Genomic DNA, 17,613 nt, shown 5'->3' on the forward strand with positions numbered 1-17,613 from the left:
TATTAGTCATTAGTCATTAGTCATTGGCTATTCTTTGAGGACAAACAACCCACGACAAAAGACATGAAAATCATGACTATTCTTTATTCAGGTTATCGCGCTGGTGGAGCAAATCAATACTCCGAGACGTACCTAATCTAGTAGCACCGGCTAGGATTAGCTCTATAGCTTCATTGTAGGTGCGAATACCCCCAGAAGCTTTAATTCCCAAGCTGTCTTTAGTAATTTCCTTCAACAGCCGCACATCCGCCAAAGTAGCACCACCATTCCAACCTGTACTGGTTTTTAAGAAAGCCGCCCCAGCTTCCATACATACTTCCGCAGCCAACTTTTTTTCAGCATCAGTCAGTAGATTAGTTTCCAAAATCGCCTTGACAGTTTGCCCAGTTTCTTCACAAATTTCCGCAATTTCGCGATGAACAGCTTCAGTTCTGCCCGCCTTTAACCAACCTAAATTGATTACCACATCTAGCTCAGTCGCGCCATTTTCCGCAGCTTCCTGAGCTTCATAGAGCTTAACGGCTGAAGTTGTCGCCCCCATAGGAAAGCCAATCACCGCACAAACTTGAGGCTTTCTACCGTGGAGGAGTTCTGCTGCTTGCTTCACATAGGAGGGATGAAGACAAACCGCCGCAAAATTAAACCTGTCCGCTTCTGCACACCATTGCTCAACCTGCTCTGGAGTAGCCGTTGGCATCAGCAGAGAATGATCGATAAATGGCGCAATATCAATATAGTCTGCTGCCATCGTGTGTTTTACCAGTAATTGATTATTAAAGTTTATGAAAAATTAAGACATTTCTTAATACATATATTAAAACACATATCTTCTGGGTTGATCCCGAAAATAACCTGCTGACGAGGTTTTCTCTGCCAACCTATAAATCTGTCAGCAAGATCAATTCAACACCCCGCCATTGACGCAGGAAGTCAAACTCCCTCCTCTCCTTAGTAAGGAGAGGGGCTGGGGGTGAGGTTCTGTATTTTATTCAAACCGCATTCCTAAGTATTAAACTTGACATAAGGCAGTTGTTAATTATAGAACCCATTTGACAATTGATGCAGTCCATGAACCGGATCGGGCTTATTCTCCATAAACAGAGGCCGACAGTAAATTTTCCCATCACAGTTGTACTACTTCCAGAGTTATGATTTCTAAGTAATCAGATGCTTAGTAAATCTGTTCACTAAATTTTATTTTAGGTTAGTTGCATGACAGTCCAAACACAACAATGGCTTCAAATAGCTCTTCAGGTAAAAGGCTCAGTAATTTTCGCGATTTATAAACGCGTTATTGGGTGTGGTTTATTTGGTGTTTTTGTTTCTATACTTTATTATTTTAAATTATCTGTATCCCAACCAATTTTAGGAAGTGTTATTCCTAGTATTGTTTTAGGTTTATTATTAGTTTTTCGTACTAATACAGCTTATGAACGCTTTTGGGAAGGCAGAAAATGTTGGGGTTCCATTGTAAACAATGTGCGAAATTTAGCAAGACAAATTTGGGTTTCCATTGATGAAAGAACCGCAGAAAATAGAAAAAGTAAAATTGCTGCATTGCATTTATTAGTAGCCTTTGCTGTCGCGACTAAATTACATCTGCGCGGAGAGTTGGTAACAGATGAGTTAGAAGAACTCATACCAAAGTCTAAGTATATAAAACTTAAGAATATGAATAATCCACCTCTAGAAGTTGCTTTCTGGATTGGAGATTATTTACAGCAGCAGTATAATCAAAATTGCCTTAATAGCTACCAGTTAACAGCAATGCAGGAGTTATTAAATAATTTAGTAGATAATTTAGGCGCGTGCGAACGGATTTTAAAAACACCAATACCTTTAGCATACGCTATTCATCTCAAGCAGTTATTATTACTGTATTGCTGCCTATTACCTTTTCAATTAGTGGAAAGTCTGGGTTGGTGGACAGGATTAATTGTGGCGTTGATTAGTTTTACTTTATTTGGCATTGAAGCCATCGGTTTGGAAATAGAAAATCCTTTTGGTTACGATGCTAATGATTTGCCATTAGATGCAATTTGCAACACTATGAAACGTAATATTGATGATTTAATTAGTCTGAGTCCTAGCATGGAATTATATAATTGAAACTCACAAAATTTTTCACCCCAGTTGCTAAGAAGTCGAGAATAGTTTGAGCTAAAGCCTTTGATGCCAAATAAGGTACACCATTACCAATAGTTTTAAACATATTAGTCAGTGACATATCCTCTGGAAGTACAAAATTTGCAGGTAAAGATTGAATAGCTAAAGCTTCTGCTACAGAAATTCGCCGGACTTTGTAGGGATGTAAATGTACTTCATTATTACCATAGCAAGCTGTCGGTGAATAACGCCATCTGTGCAGACGTTTGAAAGATTTTTTAGAAACATCACCTTCATCAACAGCAGCAAATCTGACAATACCTGCTCTGGGTTTAAAATAGTGTTGAGTATTGGGATGATGCACAACATCATTTTCTCTAAACCAATATTCAACTGTTAGTTCTTGAGGTATGCTTTCAGGGCAAGATGTTATAGAATTTTCTTGAAACGTTTCGCACTTTTGCCAAGGGTAATTAAAAACCTGTTCTTGAGGATATAAAATTTGCTTTTGCCAATTAAAATCTCCCTCAGATATTAATTTGCTAATCCCAATATCTTTAAGAAAATTATCTTTAAAACCAACAAGAATAATTCTTTCTCTATCCTGCGGTACACCGTATTCAATAGCATTAATTAACCGTTCTGTTAATATATAACCTGCTTGGCTTAATTTCTGCTTGAGAGATTCAAAGAATAAACGGTGTTTTCTCGTCCGCCATAAACCTTTGACATTTTCAAATAAAAAGAAATCTGGTAAATTTTGACAAATTAATTCTACATAGTCAGCCGAAAGTTTACCATGATCTCCTAATTTTCCTTTATTTTTTCCCCCAACAGAAAAGTCAGGACATGGAGGACCACCAATAAAGCCAATTATATGATCAGACTTGCGACAATCTTTTACTAATTCGCACAGGCGTTGTGCTTCTACCCCTGCTATAAGTTTTCTTACGTCTGCTGCTTCCCCTTCGTGATATCCATACTCTGGCTGTGGGAGTTTAAGAATTTCCCGTGAATAGCGATATGCTTTCATGAAGGGTTTAAATATTTCATTCACGTAGACAATATTAAAACCGCTATTTTCAAAGCCTAAATCGAGGAAGCCTGAGCCAGAAAAAAAGGAAAAAATACAAGGAGAAACACTCATTTAAAAACTAAATATATTTTAAATATTATTCTCACGCAAAGGCGCAAAGGCGCAAAGTTTGTATTATGCGTCTTAACGGCTTTGCGCGAAATTATCCGACAGTTTCAGGTTGTGGTTGTGGCGATAAACGCTTTACGCCTTGCTGAACAAAGGCTGATAAAAAGCCCATCTGCTGGTTTTTCTGGAAGACGTTTTGCAAAGTTTGGCGTAATTTGTCTAAATTCAAAGCGTTTCCTGAATCTAACGCGACTTCCTGCTGTGCAAAATATTCCACTAAACTTAAGCCGGCTACTCTGGTTAGATAAGCTGCACTGACACCCTGCACTACACCACCTGCAACGAAGGTGACAGCGTTAGTTTTGAGAACTATACTCACAGCTTTTGTAGAAAGTTCTACTAAACCTAGTTTCAGCATCAAGCTTCCCATTGTTCCGGCTACAGTTTGCGCCTGTTCCCAAGAAAACTTCTGCTGATAGATATTACCTAAATCCATGACCATCTGAGCATTAATTGCCGCAGTGGCGAGAATATCCAAAGCTGGGACTGGGTTAGCAAAAGCAGCAGCCGCAGTTATCCATTGATATTGTTCAATAATTGGGGTGGCGCGATCGCATCTAGTTTCATTTAACCAGTTTTTCGCTTCGACTTTCAACAACTTGGCTGTTCTCAAAGTCGTTGTCCATACCAGTTGTTGTCTTTGCTGTGTCAGAACTTCACTCAATTGCTGTGTTAACTGCTGGATATCTGCGGCTGGTTGTTCCATCCACTCTTGCACAGTACCATCAGCTTCATGCTTCCTGACTTTAAGCGGAATGGGAGAAGCCGCCGTTGCAACTACATTTTCCGCCATTCGCTGTTTTAATGACAGCAAAACACTAGCACGTTCATCTGCTAAATACTGGTCTTGTTTGTTGAAAATTAAAATCGCAGGTTGATTTGCAGCTTTTAACTGCTGTAAGGTTTGAAATTCTGAGTCTGTCAAATCACCGTTAGTCAGGAACAGCACAAAATCAGATTCTTGAATTTCTGCTAAAACAGCCGCATCTGAGTTTTCACTCGCTTCTCTAAACAAAGGTGATGTTTCAGAGAAAGTGACTTTTGGCTGTGTAGCTTCCCAACTGCTAGACTCCAGCACTTGAATTAAAGTGCTTTTACCCACAGATTTACCACCAGTCACAGCCACTTTAATTTCTTCTCTGTCTAATTCCGGCAGCAATTGGTCAACTTCTGCTCGTAATGTCTCTAAGGCTATGTGATTCTCTGCTTCTATTGCCAGTTGGTTAATGACGGTTTGTGTTGTTGCGATCGCACTTTCTACAATTCCTCGATCTACAACAATACCATCTAGCGGCTCTAAACTATTTTTCGGGCGATTTTTCTGGAATAACCACAAACCACCACCCACAGCCAAAGCACTAAATAAACCAAACTCACTCAGCTGCACTATGGAATCATGCCAGCTTTGTAATATCCACAGGGAAAAGGATAGTCCCAATCCTCCCACCAAAATCGGTCGCTGCAACTTCACAACCATGATTCTCCGCGCTTTTTGTCAAGTTTCTCTTTCAGAATAGATCAAAATTCTGCCTTTCCATCTTCAACAGGCGAACAGACACACTTTTCTTCATCTAAAACATCTGGTAAGATTAACTCCCAAGCTTGACGATATTGTGTAGAACGACGTTGGCGCTGTCGTTTGTTCGTCTCGACAAGGTGGATCTCACTACCATAATCGATAAATACATTGACTGGAAAAATATAGAATAAGTCGAGTTTTTCTATATATACCAGTGCAAAATCAAAATCTGATTGCTGATATGCTGCTCGAATCATGCTCCGCCGATTCGTTTTAGTGCGGCGGTTATCCACAACATAATTGCCAGAAGATTCATCAAACCAAGCGTACTTGACTTGAATTTTAACTAGATTTCCTTCTACATCAAATACTAAATCGTAGGGTAGCCGATCTCCCACAGGTTTTAAAACTCCCCAACCACGCTTGAGGGCGTGAAAAATAGCAGCCTGTTCTGCTATGTCTCCTTTGAGCTTTGTGTCCATTTGCTCATAGCTGATATCAGCATAAAACAAAACCCTGAAAACTCTAAGGTTAACAGGGTCTTGCTTTTTCTTTCATTTGGTGGCGGGAAGTGGATTTGAACCACTGACCTTCGGGTTATGCCTACCAACTACAGTTTTCACTGCCCGGACATTCCGGTTTGTGGTCTGGACTGTCCCTTCGCCCTCGTCTATCATTTCTGATTCCGTTAGGGTGCCTGCCTTCCAGTCTCTACACCTTCTCCATTTCTGGAGCTTGGTTCGGGATTACCGCGCTAGTGGCTTCCCCGAGTTTGACAGGTAATCATACGCAAGTTTCTTCGCGTACCGCCCACTACAAGACTAACTAATAAGCGCTTAGTTGAATCTTGCGAATCGAGCCCGACGAGCTACCAGACTGCTCTATCCCGCGTCGCCTCTTGACTTCTATAGTATAACCACAAGGTTTCAAGTTTGTCAACTATAAAAAAGACAATTCTCCAATTACTTCTAAACGCTTGTATTTTCCTATAGACATAAACTTTTCAGAGAGGCTGTCGGCGGCGCTGGGACTAATCCAACCCATCTGCTGAAGTAAGTGGATCGCCACGGCATATTTTGCGCGTTTGGCTCCATCCATGACTTTAATCGTCAGTCCCATACCTTCACCTAGTCGGCCAATACATTGGACTCCTTCAGCACCAGATTTACTTACCAGTTCCCCTGGAGCTAAACGCATCAGTTCTGTGTCAAATTCGCCAACTCCTGCTACCATAGCCGCATGATGAGTCATGGCGCGGACAATCCGCTCCATATCAACATTAGTACTAGAGGCTAAGAGCGCATACAAAGAAGCCATTTGACTGATTTGCATCAAATAGGTGGGTGCGCCGCAGTCGTCGTGAGCGCTGAGAAATTCCTCGGCTGGCATTCGCAACAATTCTGCGACTTTGCCCAAAATTAACTTTTGTACTGGGTGCTTGCGTTCCAGGTAGTTATTTAAAGGCCAATGTCGTTGTTGACAAACAGCTAACATTCCGGCGTGTTTACCAGAGCAATTATATTCCAGAGGGCTTTTTTTACCTTCAGGAATCGGACATTGGAGTGCGGTCGGGTCAAGGTCGGCTCGCCATAGAATATTAAATGCCTGTCTGACCTGTTCGATTGTGCCTTTGTGAGAACTGGTAATAATGGCTAAATCGCGATCGCTCAAATTATAGCGTTCGAGTGTGCCTGTGGTGGTGACTGCGAGTGCCTGAAATGGTTTGAGTGCTGAACGGACAAATGCAGCAGTTTCAGAGTTGCCGGCAACGGATAGAACCCGTCCCCGTTCGTCGCAAACAACAGCCTCAACTATATGTCTCGATTCAGTAATCCCTTCCCGCAGTAGCCGGACTTCTAGGGGTTTGGCTTGAGTTCGTTTTCCCATTGTCATGGGTTAATATTTATCACCTTTTTTATGAATTAGTACAGCACGGCGGCTAGAAAACGACCGTGCAGAACCGCAATCCCGCCGAAAATCCCAATTTTTTGAGTTTTGACGGACGAGGTAGCGGTTTGATTTCCTGTTCATTGGTGATTAGTCGTTGATTACTAAACACCAATGAGGATTTATGACAATTGCCAAACTATAGTACCAATAAGAAACATTCCCGCCAAGCCAGCAGAGGTAAATTTTAACCTCTGGAGAATGGGTTTGATTTCATAAGTCACAATTAGGCGATCGCGCATGATCACTTCCTGCGGTTTCGTCCAAGTTTGGCCATCGTACCAACCTGACTCTTCGTAAAATACGGTCGGATTGTAAAGGCGATCGCGTATATAAAGCCAACCCAAGAACAACCGCGCTAGTACTAAAATCACCCCTACACTCGCTCCGGCTGCACCACAGAGGATAAAGTGGGCGAGTTGTTTGTGTGGGGGAAAACTAGCTGCTGCTATGGGACCGGCTACCAACCACGATAAACTCCAAATCCAAAGCATTTTCGTGATGTAGTCGCGCCAATTTAAGATGCAATCACAAAATAGCCAGGAAGTTTTTAACTCTTCGTATTCATTCAGAGGTTGTTGGTCTGTGGGAACTGGACAATTAGAAACCGAAGGCCTAATCATTGTGGCTTACCCCCGCCCTCATCAGAATTTGTCAGAGAAATGCGTTCTGCATGAACCCAGAATGCTTCTAAATTATAAAATTCTCTCTCTGTTGGCATCATGATGTGAACAATCACTTCGCCATAATCTAGTAGCACCCAACTACTATCGGCTTTGCCTTCTGTTTGAAAGGGTCGCCGTTGCCAGTCTGTTTGTACCTTAGCTTCAATTGATTCCGCGATCGCCCTAACTTGTACCCTAGAGTACCCAGTCATGATCACAAAGTAATCTGCCAGATAAGATACATCTGCTACCCTAAGAACTAAAATATCATCTGCTTTGCGGTCTGAAGCTGCTTCGGCGACAGTCAAAGCTAAATTATCACTCACCTCTTTGGTTTGGGCCTCTAGTCCTCTAGGCGCACTCTTGATCTCCGAGACAGACTGTAATGGGAAATTTCCTTGGAAATAATCAGACATTAAACCTCAGGTGTTTTATCCCTTGTGTTACAATTTCCTCCAATCACTTACTTGCAAACCCAGAAATTGAATAGCAAGTTTATGTGTTGGTTTTTTTGAATACTAACAAAAAAACAGGTGTCTATGGGTTAGATCAAAACTAATAGCGGATATATCTGCTGAGATATTCGTTTATCCCAGCCGTCTCATTATAAATATTTATATTTCATTGAATGTGGGATTTGGGATTAACCCACAAATATATTACTTCTCAGCACTCAGCACTCAGCACGCTGCTCAACGCCCCGCTACCGCTTTCAGCGCAGCCATGCCCGCAGGGCTTTACAGCACTCTTCCCATTCAGTACTCGGTGTCCGGGCGGGTTTACTAAGGATTTTGACGAATTATAGACTAACTGCTTAAACCCGCCCCTACCCACTCAGCACTCAGCTCTCAGCATTGCTCAAACTTCCTGCTTTCTCACTATTGGAGACTCAATTCCTTGACGATGTGCAACCACTGAGTAAAATAAATCTTCATAGTGACTTAAGGCTTGCTCAAAGGCATAATGCTCCATAGCATATTGGCGACTGTGAACACCTAAATCTTTAACTTTTTCGGGGTGCTGGTATAAATCTAAAATAGCTGCTGCTAAGGCGTTAGAGTCTTCTGGAGGGATAATCACTCCCCCACCACTTTGTCTAACAGCTTTTGCCGCCGTCCCGTTTTCTGGTACAGATGCAACCAATGCCCGACCACTGGCAAGTAGGGATTGAATTTTGGATGGCATATTGAAAGACACCACATTTTTCTTCTGCACTACCAAACCAACATCCGCAGCTGCTAACATTTTTGGCAATTGTTTACGGGGTTGAAACGGTAGCAGCAAAACGTTATCTGCACCGCACTCTAAACAATACTTTTGTAATCGCTGCAAACCTTTCGCCTCACCCACAATCACAAAAGCGATATCTGGAACGTGGCGCAACTGGGAAGCGGCTTTCACAACAGTTTCTAAACCTTGTGTCAGACCAATATTGCCAGAATATAGGGCGACAAATTTGCCATTCAGGTTATGTGCCTCACGAAAAGAATTATTTTCTTTCGAGGAGGGGCGAATAAAATTCACATCTACCCAGTTAGGAATTTGCTCAATTTTTTCAGGTGCTACACCCTTAGATATCAAATTTTCGACAAATCCATCAGTAATAACGCTAATTTTCGAGGCTGTGTGATAAGCAAATTTTTCTAATGCAGTAAATACCTTGATCAATAATTTATTTTTTAGTAGTCCAACATGAATCGCTGCTTCCGGTAAGATATCTTGAAGGTTTAACACCACAGGGCAGGCGCGTAACCATCCTAAAAGGGCTGCGGGGACACAAACAGGTAGTGATGGCGATGTTGAGAGAATTACATCTGGCCGCCAGCCAAACAGGGCAGGTAAAAAGCTACTAACAACAAAACTCGCATCTAATAATACTCGATCTAACAGATTCGGTTGGGGACGAACCCAGATATAACTGCGTTGGATTTGAACATCGTTTTTGTATTCATTCAAATACCACTTACCCCGGAAACCCTCGTAAACTTGACGTTCAGGATAGTTGGGCATAGCGGTGATGACGCGCACTTGATGCCCACGTTTAGCCAATCCCTCTGCTAACTCTGTCATCAGTGGGGCTATACCAATTGGTTCTGGATAGTAGTTGTAGGAGTAAATTAAAATACGCATAAAAAAATTATTGAGATGTGCCCTGTCGTTTTTAATGAAAGTTTGTTAAGGACTATTACGGTTTCTCATTTTTATCGTGCTACATTTTATTCTGTCTTGAGAGTCTCTTAAATAGGGGAGGTTTTGTTTAAAGATTCAGTAAATTTTGCATTACATACGTAAGTAAGGTTGCTGTATTTTTTGCTATACGCATATTCTTTTCAACAGATAATTATCACTTTTTTTATAAGTATCGTACGGAGTAGATTTGTGTAAACTATATTGTAAACAATAATTAACACAGATTTATCAAGAGTATAAAAATATAGAGTAAAGTTTTGTTTTTATCTTTATTGATATGTTGAATATCTAACAAATATCTTATCAAGACTGGCTTAACAAGATCATCGCTTGATAAAGTTGAAATTTTACAGGTAAATTTTAGATGCAGTAAATACATACATAAAACACCTGAGTACAGTATATACGTATGTATTTAATTAAGTTGACATAAAGTGAGCAATTGAGCAGTGGGATTATAACTCCTGCGGCCAGACTAGGCAATTTGCACTAACGATGTATTTTATTCTGTTGCACGATAGCTCAGACCTCTGAAGTTTATGTAAACAATAGGCATGGTACAGAGCAAAGAAGCTGCGATCGCTCTCCCAACATCCACCGCGATATGACTATAATTATCTGCCATTCCCAAAGGAAGTTTTCCCCATGAATGAGGCGAATCATCACTGAAATAGCTATACTCCAAAGTGATACCCTCACTATATACTGAAGTTTTCTAGGGCTGGATTTTATGACATCCTACGCAACCTCCTTTGCCAAGGCGGAAATGAGTGAACTCCGGCGGTTAAAAGGCTTACTACCGCCAGAATTGCAGAGCTGGGTCACGGTTGAAGGTACGACCGAGGTGAATCCACCGATGATCCGTTGTGAAGAAATTGGTAAAGACCAAGTAGAAATTCAAATTGACTTGGTGAAATGGGATGCTCTGGCAATGGATCAGCGTAATTTGCTGTTCTGGCATGAAGTGGCTCGCATTCAAAATGATACTATTCCCAAAGATGGCTGGGAAATGGCAGCATTGGCTATTGGTTTAGGCGGTGCTGTAGGCGAATTGTGGGTACAGGATGGATTATTGCTGGTATTAGCTTTGGCACTATCTGGTGTCTCTGGCTGGCGATTGTATCAAAAGAATAATGGGGAAAAGCAAATCAGAGAATTGCTAGTGGCTGACGAAAAAGCGATCGCTCTCGCAACTCGTTTTGGTTATAGTCTCCCTAACGCCTACAAGAGTCTGGGTAGTGCCTTAAAAACAATGATTGACAACACACCTAGCAAGCGCCAACGGTCTCGCTACGAAGCACGACTTTCTGCTCTCAAACGCAGCGCCAACAAAGCCAAAGCTAAATCCAGAACTACAGATGAAGCTGGACTGTAAAATGCAGTCAGTAGATGGGGTGGGAAATCCCCACCCCCAAAAAATATTTAATGTTGACCCACTGGGACAAGGTAGACTCAGAGCTATTTGAGAGCCATCTGTACAGACATTAAACTGCTCGCCACTGCCAGTCTGAGTCACCGTTCTTGGTGAACACAATAGTCTCCAATAGATTGAAATTACCGATAGCGCCTGTGTTGGGGTCAAAGTTGATTTAACATTTTATGAGTTTGAGGTATGACCCGGACGTGTGGTATAAACTGCTTCATTAAAGCCTGCCAGGTCAAGACTTGTTCTGGGGTAGGTGCGAGTACAGGTGTTTCAGTCAGTTGTTCAGAGGCTGGTAAAGGTGTCACAGGTTGTAAAAATACAGGAATATCTGGGCTGACATCTGCCACCATAACTGCTGCACGTTCCAACTCGGCTAAATCTGTATGATCAGAAATAATTATCTTGACAAAAACCTCTAAATGTGGATCTAAACATAATTGTAAAAATTCTGTATGTTCTTGCCAGAGACTTTCGCCACTTACACTAGGCAGTTTTAAATCCATGCCCACAGAGTCCAGGTAGGGTAAAATCATCGCTAATTGTTCTGGGCGATGTCCGCCGGACTCTAGATATATAGGTAAATTGGTAAGGGATCGCACTTGGGGCAGAAATTCCTTTAAGAAAGCTGCATGAAGCAGGGGTTCGCCGCCAGTTAAGCTAATGCTATCGTGTAGACAAGGTAGATTTTGCCTTTCAACCCATTGGATTAAGATGGGTAGTGGGACAGGATTAGAGTGAATTTCAAAGTCGCGTAATCCAGGCGATCGCTCTATCCGACAGGTAGCGGGTGCATTCCAAGTGTGGGCGCTATCGCAAAAGTGGCAGCGCAAGTCACAAAAAGCAAAGCGAATAAAAAGTTGACGTGTCCCGACATTCAGTCCTTCCCCTTGAATAGCAGAAAAGACCTCAATCAGGCGTGCTGTAGGTTGAACCGTAGTTTTCACAGTCATGGGATAGTAGCAAGGCGATCGCGTTGCGTCGGCACAAAAGAGGGGATGTTTTTTACTTCTTGTTCTATTGTGAATCGTCGTTGGCAATCTCCGCCGTCATTCTGAGAAAATAACTATTAGTGTTTATGCCTACCAATAAACTATCAGCTTAGTACGAGGTTAAGTAAATTCCCAGGATAAAATAATTTTTGGCAGCTTAAATTTACATGGCAACGAAAGTGCAGAGCTTCATGACTAGCCAACCCACACAGGAAGACTTTCCAGTTATTTCTACCCAGGAAACTGTGATAGTGCAGGTACCATCGCGGTTAAGCGTACTTGAGGCAGTAGGCTTTAAGCAGACCTGCCAAGATTTAATTCAAGAGAATACACCTCTCAAGCAAATCATTATTGATTTTCACCAAACTACTTTTATGGATAGTAGTGGTTTGGGTGCGCTGGTGAGTAATTTCAAAAATGCCCAGGAAAAGGGGATTGCTTTGACTTTGCGGAATGTTACACCTCAAGTCATGGCAGTGCTAAACCTCACAGGATTAGATGAAGTTTTCACCATTGAGTGTAGCAGCGAAACCCCACCAATAGAAACTGATACACCCACAGACACCCAAAAAACTAATTCTCGCAAAGCAGAGCCACTACCCGCCACTCATCCCTCAGTAGCATCTTGGATGAAACGGTTCATAGACATTGTAGGCGCACTAGTGGGTTTGGTAATTACCGGATTTTTGTTGATTCCCATTGTAGTGGCTATCCAAATTGATGATCCCGGTCCCATTTTATTTGGTCAAATTCGCTGCGGTTGGATGGGCAAACGTTTTAAAATTTGGAAATTTCGTTCCATGTGTGTAGACGCTGAAGCGAAGAAATCCCAAGTTAAAAATGAAGTCCAAGGTGCGTTTTTCAAGAACGAAAAAGATCCCAGAGTCACACGAGTAGGGCGGTTTTTGCGGCGAACCAGCTTGGATGAATTACCGCAATTTTGGAACGTCCTCAAAGGAGATATGAGCTTAGTTGGTACTAGACCACCCACACCTGATGAAGTAGAACGCTATGAAGTACCGGAATGGCAACGTTTAGACGTTAAACCTGGTATGACTGGAGAATGGCAAGTTAATGGGCGATCCAAAGTCCGCAGTTTTGAGGATGTCATTCGTCTAGATTTAGAGTATCAAAAAAATTGGACTTTATTATACGATTTGAAATTAATTTTCAAAACTGTAGCAATTCTATTTAATAGAAATAGTGGTGCTGTTTAGCTAATTGCTCTAATTGCTAATTTGTTGGTAACTTACAACCTATAGCAAAGTGCTGAGTGCTGAGTGCTGAGTGCTGAGTAGAAACCAATTTAAATCAAGGCTTTCAGCAATTAACAATGTCCTAACCTCCTTAACGGTTGCTATATTTTCATCTTTAGTAATACCCAAGCTTTTATTAAGTTTGGGTATTGCTTTTTTGAGATTTATTCACGAACTTTGGAATTAGAGAAACACGAAACCGCACTTCGCCAACCTATTGTCCAACAAGGGTTCCAAGCTTATTTCCATACGTATTTATAGCGGTTATCAGTCTAGTGCCGTACACAGTGACTAAAGAGAATTTTCTGAGTTGGTTTACTCACTGGTACTAGTGTACTTCGGAAGACTGATAATCGCCATAGCATAACAGGTACAGAAAAGCCTAATTTTTTACTTCACACCGCATCACCGACTATGAAGCCAAAGACCTCCACTCGCTGAAGGAATGATTGAAAAAGCAGGCAATTTGCTTGACTCAGCCTAGCAAACACCATAAATTCAATGGTGTCTCTTGCTACTTCTAACCTTCAAGGAGCCATTATATTAGACATATCCGCAAATGAGCATCAAAGCCTTGTACAGCAAGGGTCAAAACCTAATTTTATGTTTGGGATATAAACAGAGCCTCTAAGTTAATTGAATCAATAATATTAGGGCTACCAATTCCACAAATTTTTCTCTACGAAGAAGGGAAAAACAAGTTTCTGATTATTGACGGGCAGCAACGTCTAATGTCAATATACTATTTTATGAAACGTAGATTTCCTCTGAAGGATAAACGTGTTGAGCTAAGAAGAATATTTGAAATACATGGCTCTATTCCTAATGAAATATTAAATAATGATAATTATTTTAGCAATTTCGATCTAAGTCTTCCACAAAAACTACCCAGACAACCTAACAAATTTAAAGGACTTAACTATTACACTTTAGGTGACTACAAAACACAGTTCGAGCTTAGACCAATTCGGAATGTAATAGTGAAACAAAACGTCCCTAAAGATGATGATTCTTCAATATATGAAATATTTAATCGTTTAAATTCAGGTGGTGTTAATTTGTACCCACAAGAGATAAGAGCCAGTTTATATCATTCTGCTTTTTATGAAATGCTTAATCGTATAAATATGGAGGAAGGATGGCGAAAATTATTGCAAATGAATGATCCAGACATTCACATGAAAGATATCGAGCTTTTGCTGCGAGCTTTTGCCATGCTTATTGATGGAGAAGAGTACACCCCTTCACTGCCAAAATTTCTAAATAGCTTTTCCCGAAAGAGCAGAAGTAACAACCCAGAACAAAATAAATATCTTGAGAACTTATTTAAATCATTTCTTAAGCAATTTGAAACTTTACCACAAGATCCATTTATTGGAAAACGTAATAAACGCTTTCATATAGCACTTTTTGAAGCTGTATTTACGGCAGTATGTAAGCCAATTTTTCGAGACCATCAGTTGTTAGATTCTCCTATAGATATTAGTAAAATTAGGCAGATAGCTGAGGACGAAAAGTTTACTAAGGCTTCCTCCGAAGGCACAACCAAGAAATCAAATGTTGAAATTCGTTTGACACGAGCCAAAGAAATTTTAGGTGATTAAGGGGATAAAAGTGTTAGAAGAAACAGGAGTTGATAGACTCTATAAAGAGTTTAAAACTTTAATTGAGTACATTGAAAAAGGTGATGAAATATCGCTCCGAAACACAGTAGATGAAAATTTTAGAAAAGCTTTACTGTTAGCCGCAGCCAGTTATTTTGAACACCGTATAACTAATGATATTCTCGAATATATGGGTGAAATTTCCAAAAAAAACGAGCTTTTAGTTTCATTTGTGAATAATAAGGCTATAAGTAAGTAGGCAGTATCATACCTATTTCAATTGGAAAGAAACAAATGCAAATAGTTTCTTTGGACTTTTTGGTGAGATATTTTCAAGTTTTATCAAACAAGAGGTAAAAAATAGTGAAGAGCTTAACTTCTCTATCAAAGCATTTTTGGAAATAGGGCGTGAAAGAAATAGATTAGTTCATCAAGATTTTAGTACATTTTCACTAGAAAAAACCTCCGATGAAATCTATAAACTCTACCGGGATGCATTAGTATTTGTGAATGCTTTACCTAAAAAACTTCGCGAATGCTTAGAAAAAAATGAACTATAAAAATTTGGAACCAAGAAATAAATCCCAGCCCCAGCATAAAAAAGCGGGCTAACCGCTAATGAAGTGGTTAACCCGTTCAGCTTTGGGAACGCGCTGAGAAAATTCTATTGCAATACCAACTTGACATTGGCGTTTTGCAGACCGCGCTGTTTTACTTCAGACAAGGTTTTGTTAACAGCATACTTTTGGTTGATGGAGTTGATCAACTCGGTCTGATTGTGCTTCTTAGCAACGCCCCACAGGTCAGCGATGAGGTCAAAGGAACCATCGCTATTGCGAGACCAACCTAGATCATATTCACCTTCCAAAACAGCTACGATGTCGGATCGAACGCGCTGACCATTGTAACCACGAACATCCGCTTCAGTCTTCACGCTTATACCTAAGTCGCGCAAAGAAGACTTGAGGATCTCAGCATCGGTGATTTTGGTACGCAGTGTGCTAAAATGAGACATTTGGGTTTCCTCCAGTGAGAAGAGTAAGAAAAAAGACAACGGTTTTTTTCGGTAAGCCGCGCTGATGGAAATGCGGCTTTTTCTCTTAGCTGCTAGCTTTTGGGGCTAGCCTTTGCCCCTGGTATTAGCAGGGGAAAGCTTTTAAAACTCCATGCGCTGATATTCAGCGACGGAGGCTGCGGCGGGTCGTGCGCGCTGTCTGGCCCAATCTCTTAGGGCTGTTACCTGTTCTTGCATGGTACGTGACAACGGCAGAGTTGCTTTTAGTGCAGCAATAATATCTAATTGTGTGAACTCGCGGTCTTGGGCGAAGGCTTCATACATTGCCGCCACAAGTGCTTGTTCAATTTCTGCCCCAGAGAAGCCGTCAGACATCTTGGCTAATTGCTCAAGGTCGAATCGGGAAATGTCTTCACGACGTTTGGTGAGGTGGATATTATAGATATCCTGCCTTTCTTCGGCTGTGGGCAGATCCACAAAGAAAATTTCGTCAAAGCGGCCTTTCCTCAGAAACTCTCCAGGCAAGCGTTCCACTCGGTTCGCGGTTGCCATGACAAATACGGGAGATTTCTTGTCTTGCATCCAAGTCAGGAAAGAACCAAAGATTCTACTTGATGTACCACCATCGGAATCAGATGAACCTGAGCTACCTGCAAAGGATTTATCTAATTCGTCTATGAACAGAATCGCTGGAGAGATGGATTCTGCTGTTTTTAGGGCGTTACGTAGATTCGCTTCACTTCGTCCCACCATTGAGCCGTCATATACTCGTCCCATGTCTAGGCGTAGTAATGGCAAACCCCACAGTCGGGAGGTAGTTTTGGCAATTAGTGACTTACCACAACCAGGAACACCAAGTATTAACATTCCTTTGGGTTGAGGCAAACCATACTCTCTCGCCCTTTCGGTAAAGGCATTAGAGCGCTGTTTTAGCCACCTTTTTAGTTCTTCTAAGCCACCTACAGCATCAATGGTTGCATCTTCTTCGATGTATTCTAAAATACCATTGCGCCGAATGAGTTGCTTTTTCTCAGATAGAACTATATCTACTTCATCCTCCGTTAAGCGTCCAGTTGTTACCTGTGCTTTACGGTATACTTTCTCGGATTCATCTTTAGTTAAACCTAAAGCTGCTCTGAGAAGTTTTTCTCGCGCCTCGGTTGTCAGACGTCTGCCCCGATTTTGCTCTAAATGGTAGGTTAAAACTTTGTTTAACTCTGCCATGTCTGGCAATTGGAAGTCAAGAACGACAACTTCTTTTTCTAATTCAATGGGAACTTGCTGCATGGGTGACATCAAAATGATGTTTTTCTGCATTCCCTTAAAACTAGCGATCGCATCACGTAAGGATCTCGTTGTAGCAGGCGCATCAATAAACGGATGTAAATCTTTAAGAATAAATATACCAGGTTCTTTCTGCCGGATGATCCACTCAATCGCAGCCTCCGGCGAAACAGTATTGTGTTGGGTGACGTTCCGGGGTTGCCCGTGTTCCACGATGCCGTGAGTTACTGTCCAGACGTAAACGCGGCGTTGGGGCTTTAATAATTGGGCGATTGTGGAAATTGCCTGTTCCGCCCGTTCTTCCTCGGAGGTCACAAGGTAGATTAGAGGATATTGAGCTTGAATTAAGATATTGAGCTCTTCTTTCATACAATCGACCTACTTGAGACCTTATACAGTAAAGACATC

18 protein-coding genes and 1 pseudogene are annotated in these 17,613 nt (G+C 41.3%); 6 read left to right on the forward strand and 13 right to left on the reverse strand.

Translation table 11 applies throughout. The features are described from left to right. Positions 1-76 precede the first annotated feature (76 nt). Positions 77-748 (reverse strand): deoxyribose-phosphate aldolase, encoded by a 672-nt coding sequence (deoC, locus tag ACM0OW_RS11455; RefSeq protein WP_414550221.1) that lies wholly within the window; start codon positions 746-748, stop codon positions 77-79. A 464-nt stretch (positions 749-1,212) separates the two neighbouring features. Here deoC and ACM0OW_RS11460 point away from each other — a divergent pair, with 464 nt between their 5' ends. Beyond that, a complete protein-coding gene (locus tag ACM0OW_RS11460) occupies positions 1,213-2,109 on the forward strand; it encodes a bestrophin family protein (RefSeq protein ID WP_414550223.1) in 897 nt (298 codons plus the stop codon). Here the strand turns inward: ACM0OW_RS11460 and ACM0OW_RS11465 are convergent. The 9 genes from ACM0OW_RS11465 to ACM0OW_RS11505 all read right to left on the reverse strand — a co-directional run bounded on the left by ACM0OW_RS11465 (position 2,087) and on the right by ACM0OW_RS11505 (position 10,316). Continuing rightward, positions 2,087-3,253 (reverse strand): DNA cytosine methyltransferase, encoded by a 1,167-nt coding sequence (locus ACM0OW_RS11465; protein WP_414550224.1) that lies wholly within the window; start codon positions 3,251-3,253, stop codon positions 2,087-2,089. The two genes, ACM0OW_RS11460 and ACM0OW_RS11465, sit on opposite strands and share 23 nt — an antisense overlap. 91 nt (positions 3,254-3,344) lie before the next feature. Then, positions 3,345-4,787, reverse strand: coding sequence for a YcjF family protein (locus ACM0OW_RS11470; protein WP_414550225.1), 1,443 nt, complete (start codon positions 4,785-4,787; stop codon positions 3,345-3,347). A 41-nt stretch (positions 4,788-4,828) separates the two neighbouring features. Continuing rightward, a complete protein-coding gene (locus ACM0OW_RS11475) occupies positions 4,829-5,311 on the reverse strand; it encodes a group I intron-associated PD-(D/E)XK endonuclease (RefSeq protein ID WP_414550226.1) in 483 nt (160 codons plus the stop codon). Between the two features lie 457 nt (positions 5,312-5,768). Beyond that, positions 5,769-6,722 carry an asparaginase gene (locus ACM0OW_RS11480; protein ID WP_414550227.1) on the reverse strand — a complete coding sequence of 318 codons (954 nt, stop codon included), beginning with the start codon at positions 6,720-6,722 and terminating at the stop codon, positions 5,769-5,771. 3 nt (positions 6,723-6,725) lie between these two features. Further along, positions 6,726-6,860, reverse strand: coding sequence for a hypothetical protein (locus ACM0OW_RS11485; RefSeq protein ID WP_414550228.1), 135 nt, complete (start codon positions 6,858-6,860; stop codon positions 6,726-6,728). 38 nt (positions 6,861-6,898) lie between these two features. Beyond that, a complete protein-coding gene (locus tag ACM0OW_RS11490; protein ID WP_414550229.1) occupies positions 6,899-7,399 on the reverse strand; it encodes a CGLD27 family protein in 501 nt (166 codons plus the stop codon). Continuing rightward, entirely contained in the window at positions 7,396-7,857 is a 462-nt protein-coding gene (rsfS, locus tag ACM0OW_RS11495) for a ribosome silencing factor (RefSeq protein WP_414550230.1), read from the reverse strand. Before rsfS ends, ACM0OW_RS11490 begins: the two co-directional genes overlap by 4 nt. A 442-nt stretch (positions 7,858-8,299) precedes the next feature. After that, positions 8,300-9,571: a WcaI family glycosyltransferase gene (locus tag ACM0OW_RS11500; RefSeq protein WP_414550231.1), complete on the reverse strand. Its 1,272-nt coding sequence runs from the start codon at positions 9,569-9,571 to the stop codon at positions 8,300-8,302. 562 nt (positions 9,572-10,133) lie between these two features. After that, a complete protein-coding gene (locus tag ACM0OW_RS11505; protein WP_414550233.1) occupies positions 10,134-10,316 on the reverse strand; it encodes a hypothetical protein in 183 nt (60 codons plus the stop codon). 45 nt (positions 10,317-10,361) lie between these two features. Between ACM0OW_RS11505 and ACM0OW_RS11510 the strand changes: the two genes are divergently transcribed. Beyond that, on the forward strand, positions 10,362-11,006 hold the full coding sequence (locus ACM0OW_RS11510) for a DUF3318 domain-containing protein (RefSeq protein ID WP_414550234.1): 645 nt from the start codon (positions 10,362-10,364) through the stop codon (positions 11,004-11,006). A 203-nt stretch (positions 11,007-11,209) separates the two neighbouring features. On the opposite strand, the gene ACM0OW_RS11515 is transcribed toward ACM0OW_RS11510, so the two are convergent. Beyond that, positions 11,210-12,007 (reverse strand): 7-carboxy-7-deazaguanine synthase QueE, encoded by a 798-nt coding sequence (locus ACM0OW_RS11515; RefSeq protein WP_414550332.1) that lies wholly within the window; start codon positions 12,005-12,007, stop codon positions 11,210-11,212. A gap of 206 nt (positions 12,008-12,213) precedes the next feature. Here ACM0OW_RS11515 and ACM0OW_RS11520 point away from each other — a divergent pair, with 206 nt between their 5' ends. The 4 genes and pseudogenes from ACM0OW_RS11520 to ACM0OW_RS11535 form a co-directional block, all read left to right on the forward strand. After that, entirely contained in the window at positions 12,214-13,263 is a 1,050-nt protein-coding gene (locus tag ACM0OW_RS11520; RefSeq protein ID WP_414550235.1) for an anti-sigma factor antagonist, read from the forward strand. 653 nt (positions 13,264-13,916) lie between these two features. Next, a complete protein-coding gene (locus ACM0OW_RS11525; protein ID WP_414550333.1) occupies positions 13,917-14,906 on the forward strand; it encodes a DUF262 domain-containing protein in 990 nt (329 codons plus the stop codon). Positions 14,907-14,916: 10 nt separating this feature from the next. After that, positions 14,917-15,165, forward strand: a complete 249-nt coding sequence (locus tag ACM0OW_RS11530; RefSeq protein WP_414550236.1) for a HEPN domain-containing protein — start codon at positions 14,917-14,919, stop codon at positions 15,163-15,165. Between the two features lie 58 nt (positions 15,166-15,223). Next, positions 15,224-15,466: pseudogene (locus ACM0OW_RS11535) on the forward strand (HEPN domain-containing protein); the annotation flags it as partial. A gap of 104 nt (positions 15,467-15,570) precedes the next feature. Here ACM0OW_RS11535 and ACM0OW_RS11540 read toward each other — a convergent pair. Further along, a complete protein-coding gene (locus ACM0OW_RS11540) occupies positions 15,571-15,921 on the reverse strand; it encodes a DUF1257 domain-containing protein (protein WP_089090590.1) in 351 nt (116 codons plus the stop codon). Between the two features lie 141 nt (positions 15,922-16,062). Then, positions 16,063-17,574: an AAA family ATPase gene (locus ACM0OW_RS11545; protein WP_414550237.1), complete on the reverse strand. Its 1,512-nt coding sequence runs from the start codon at positions 17,572-17,574 to the stop codon at positions 16,063-16,065. Between the last annotated feature and the right edge of the window lie 39 nt (positions 17,575-17,613).

It is taken from the genome of Anabaena sp. CCY 0017, from assembly GCF_963920885.1.
Lineage (GTDB): Bacteria > Cyanobacteriota > Cyanobacteriia > Cyanobacteriales > Nostocaceae > Nodularia.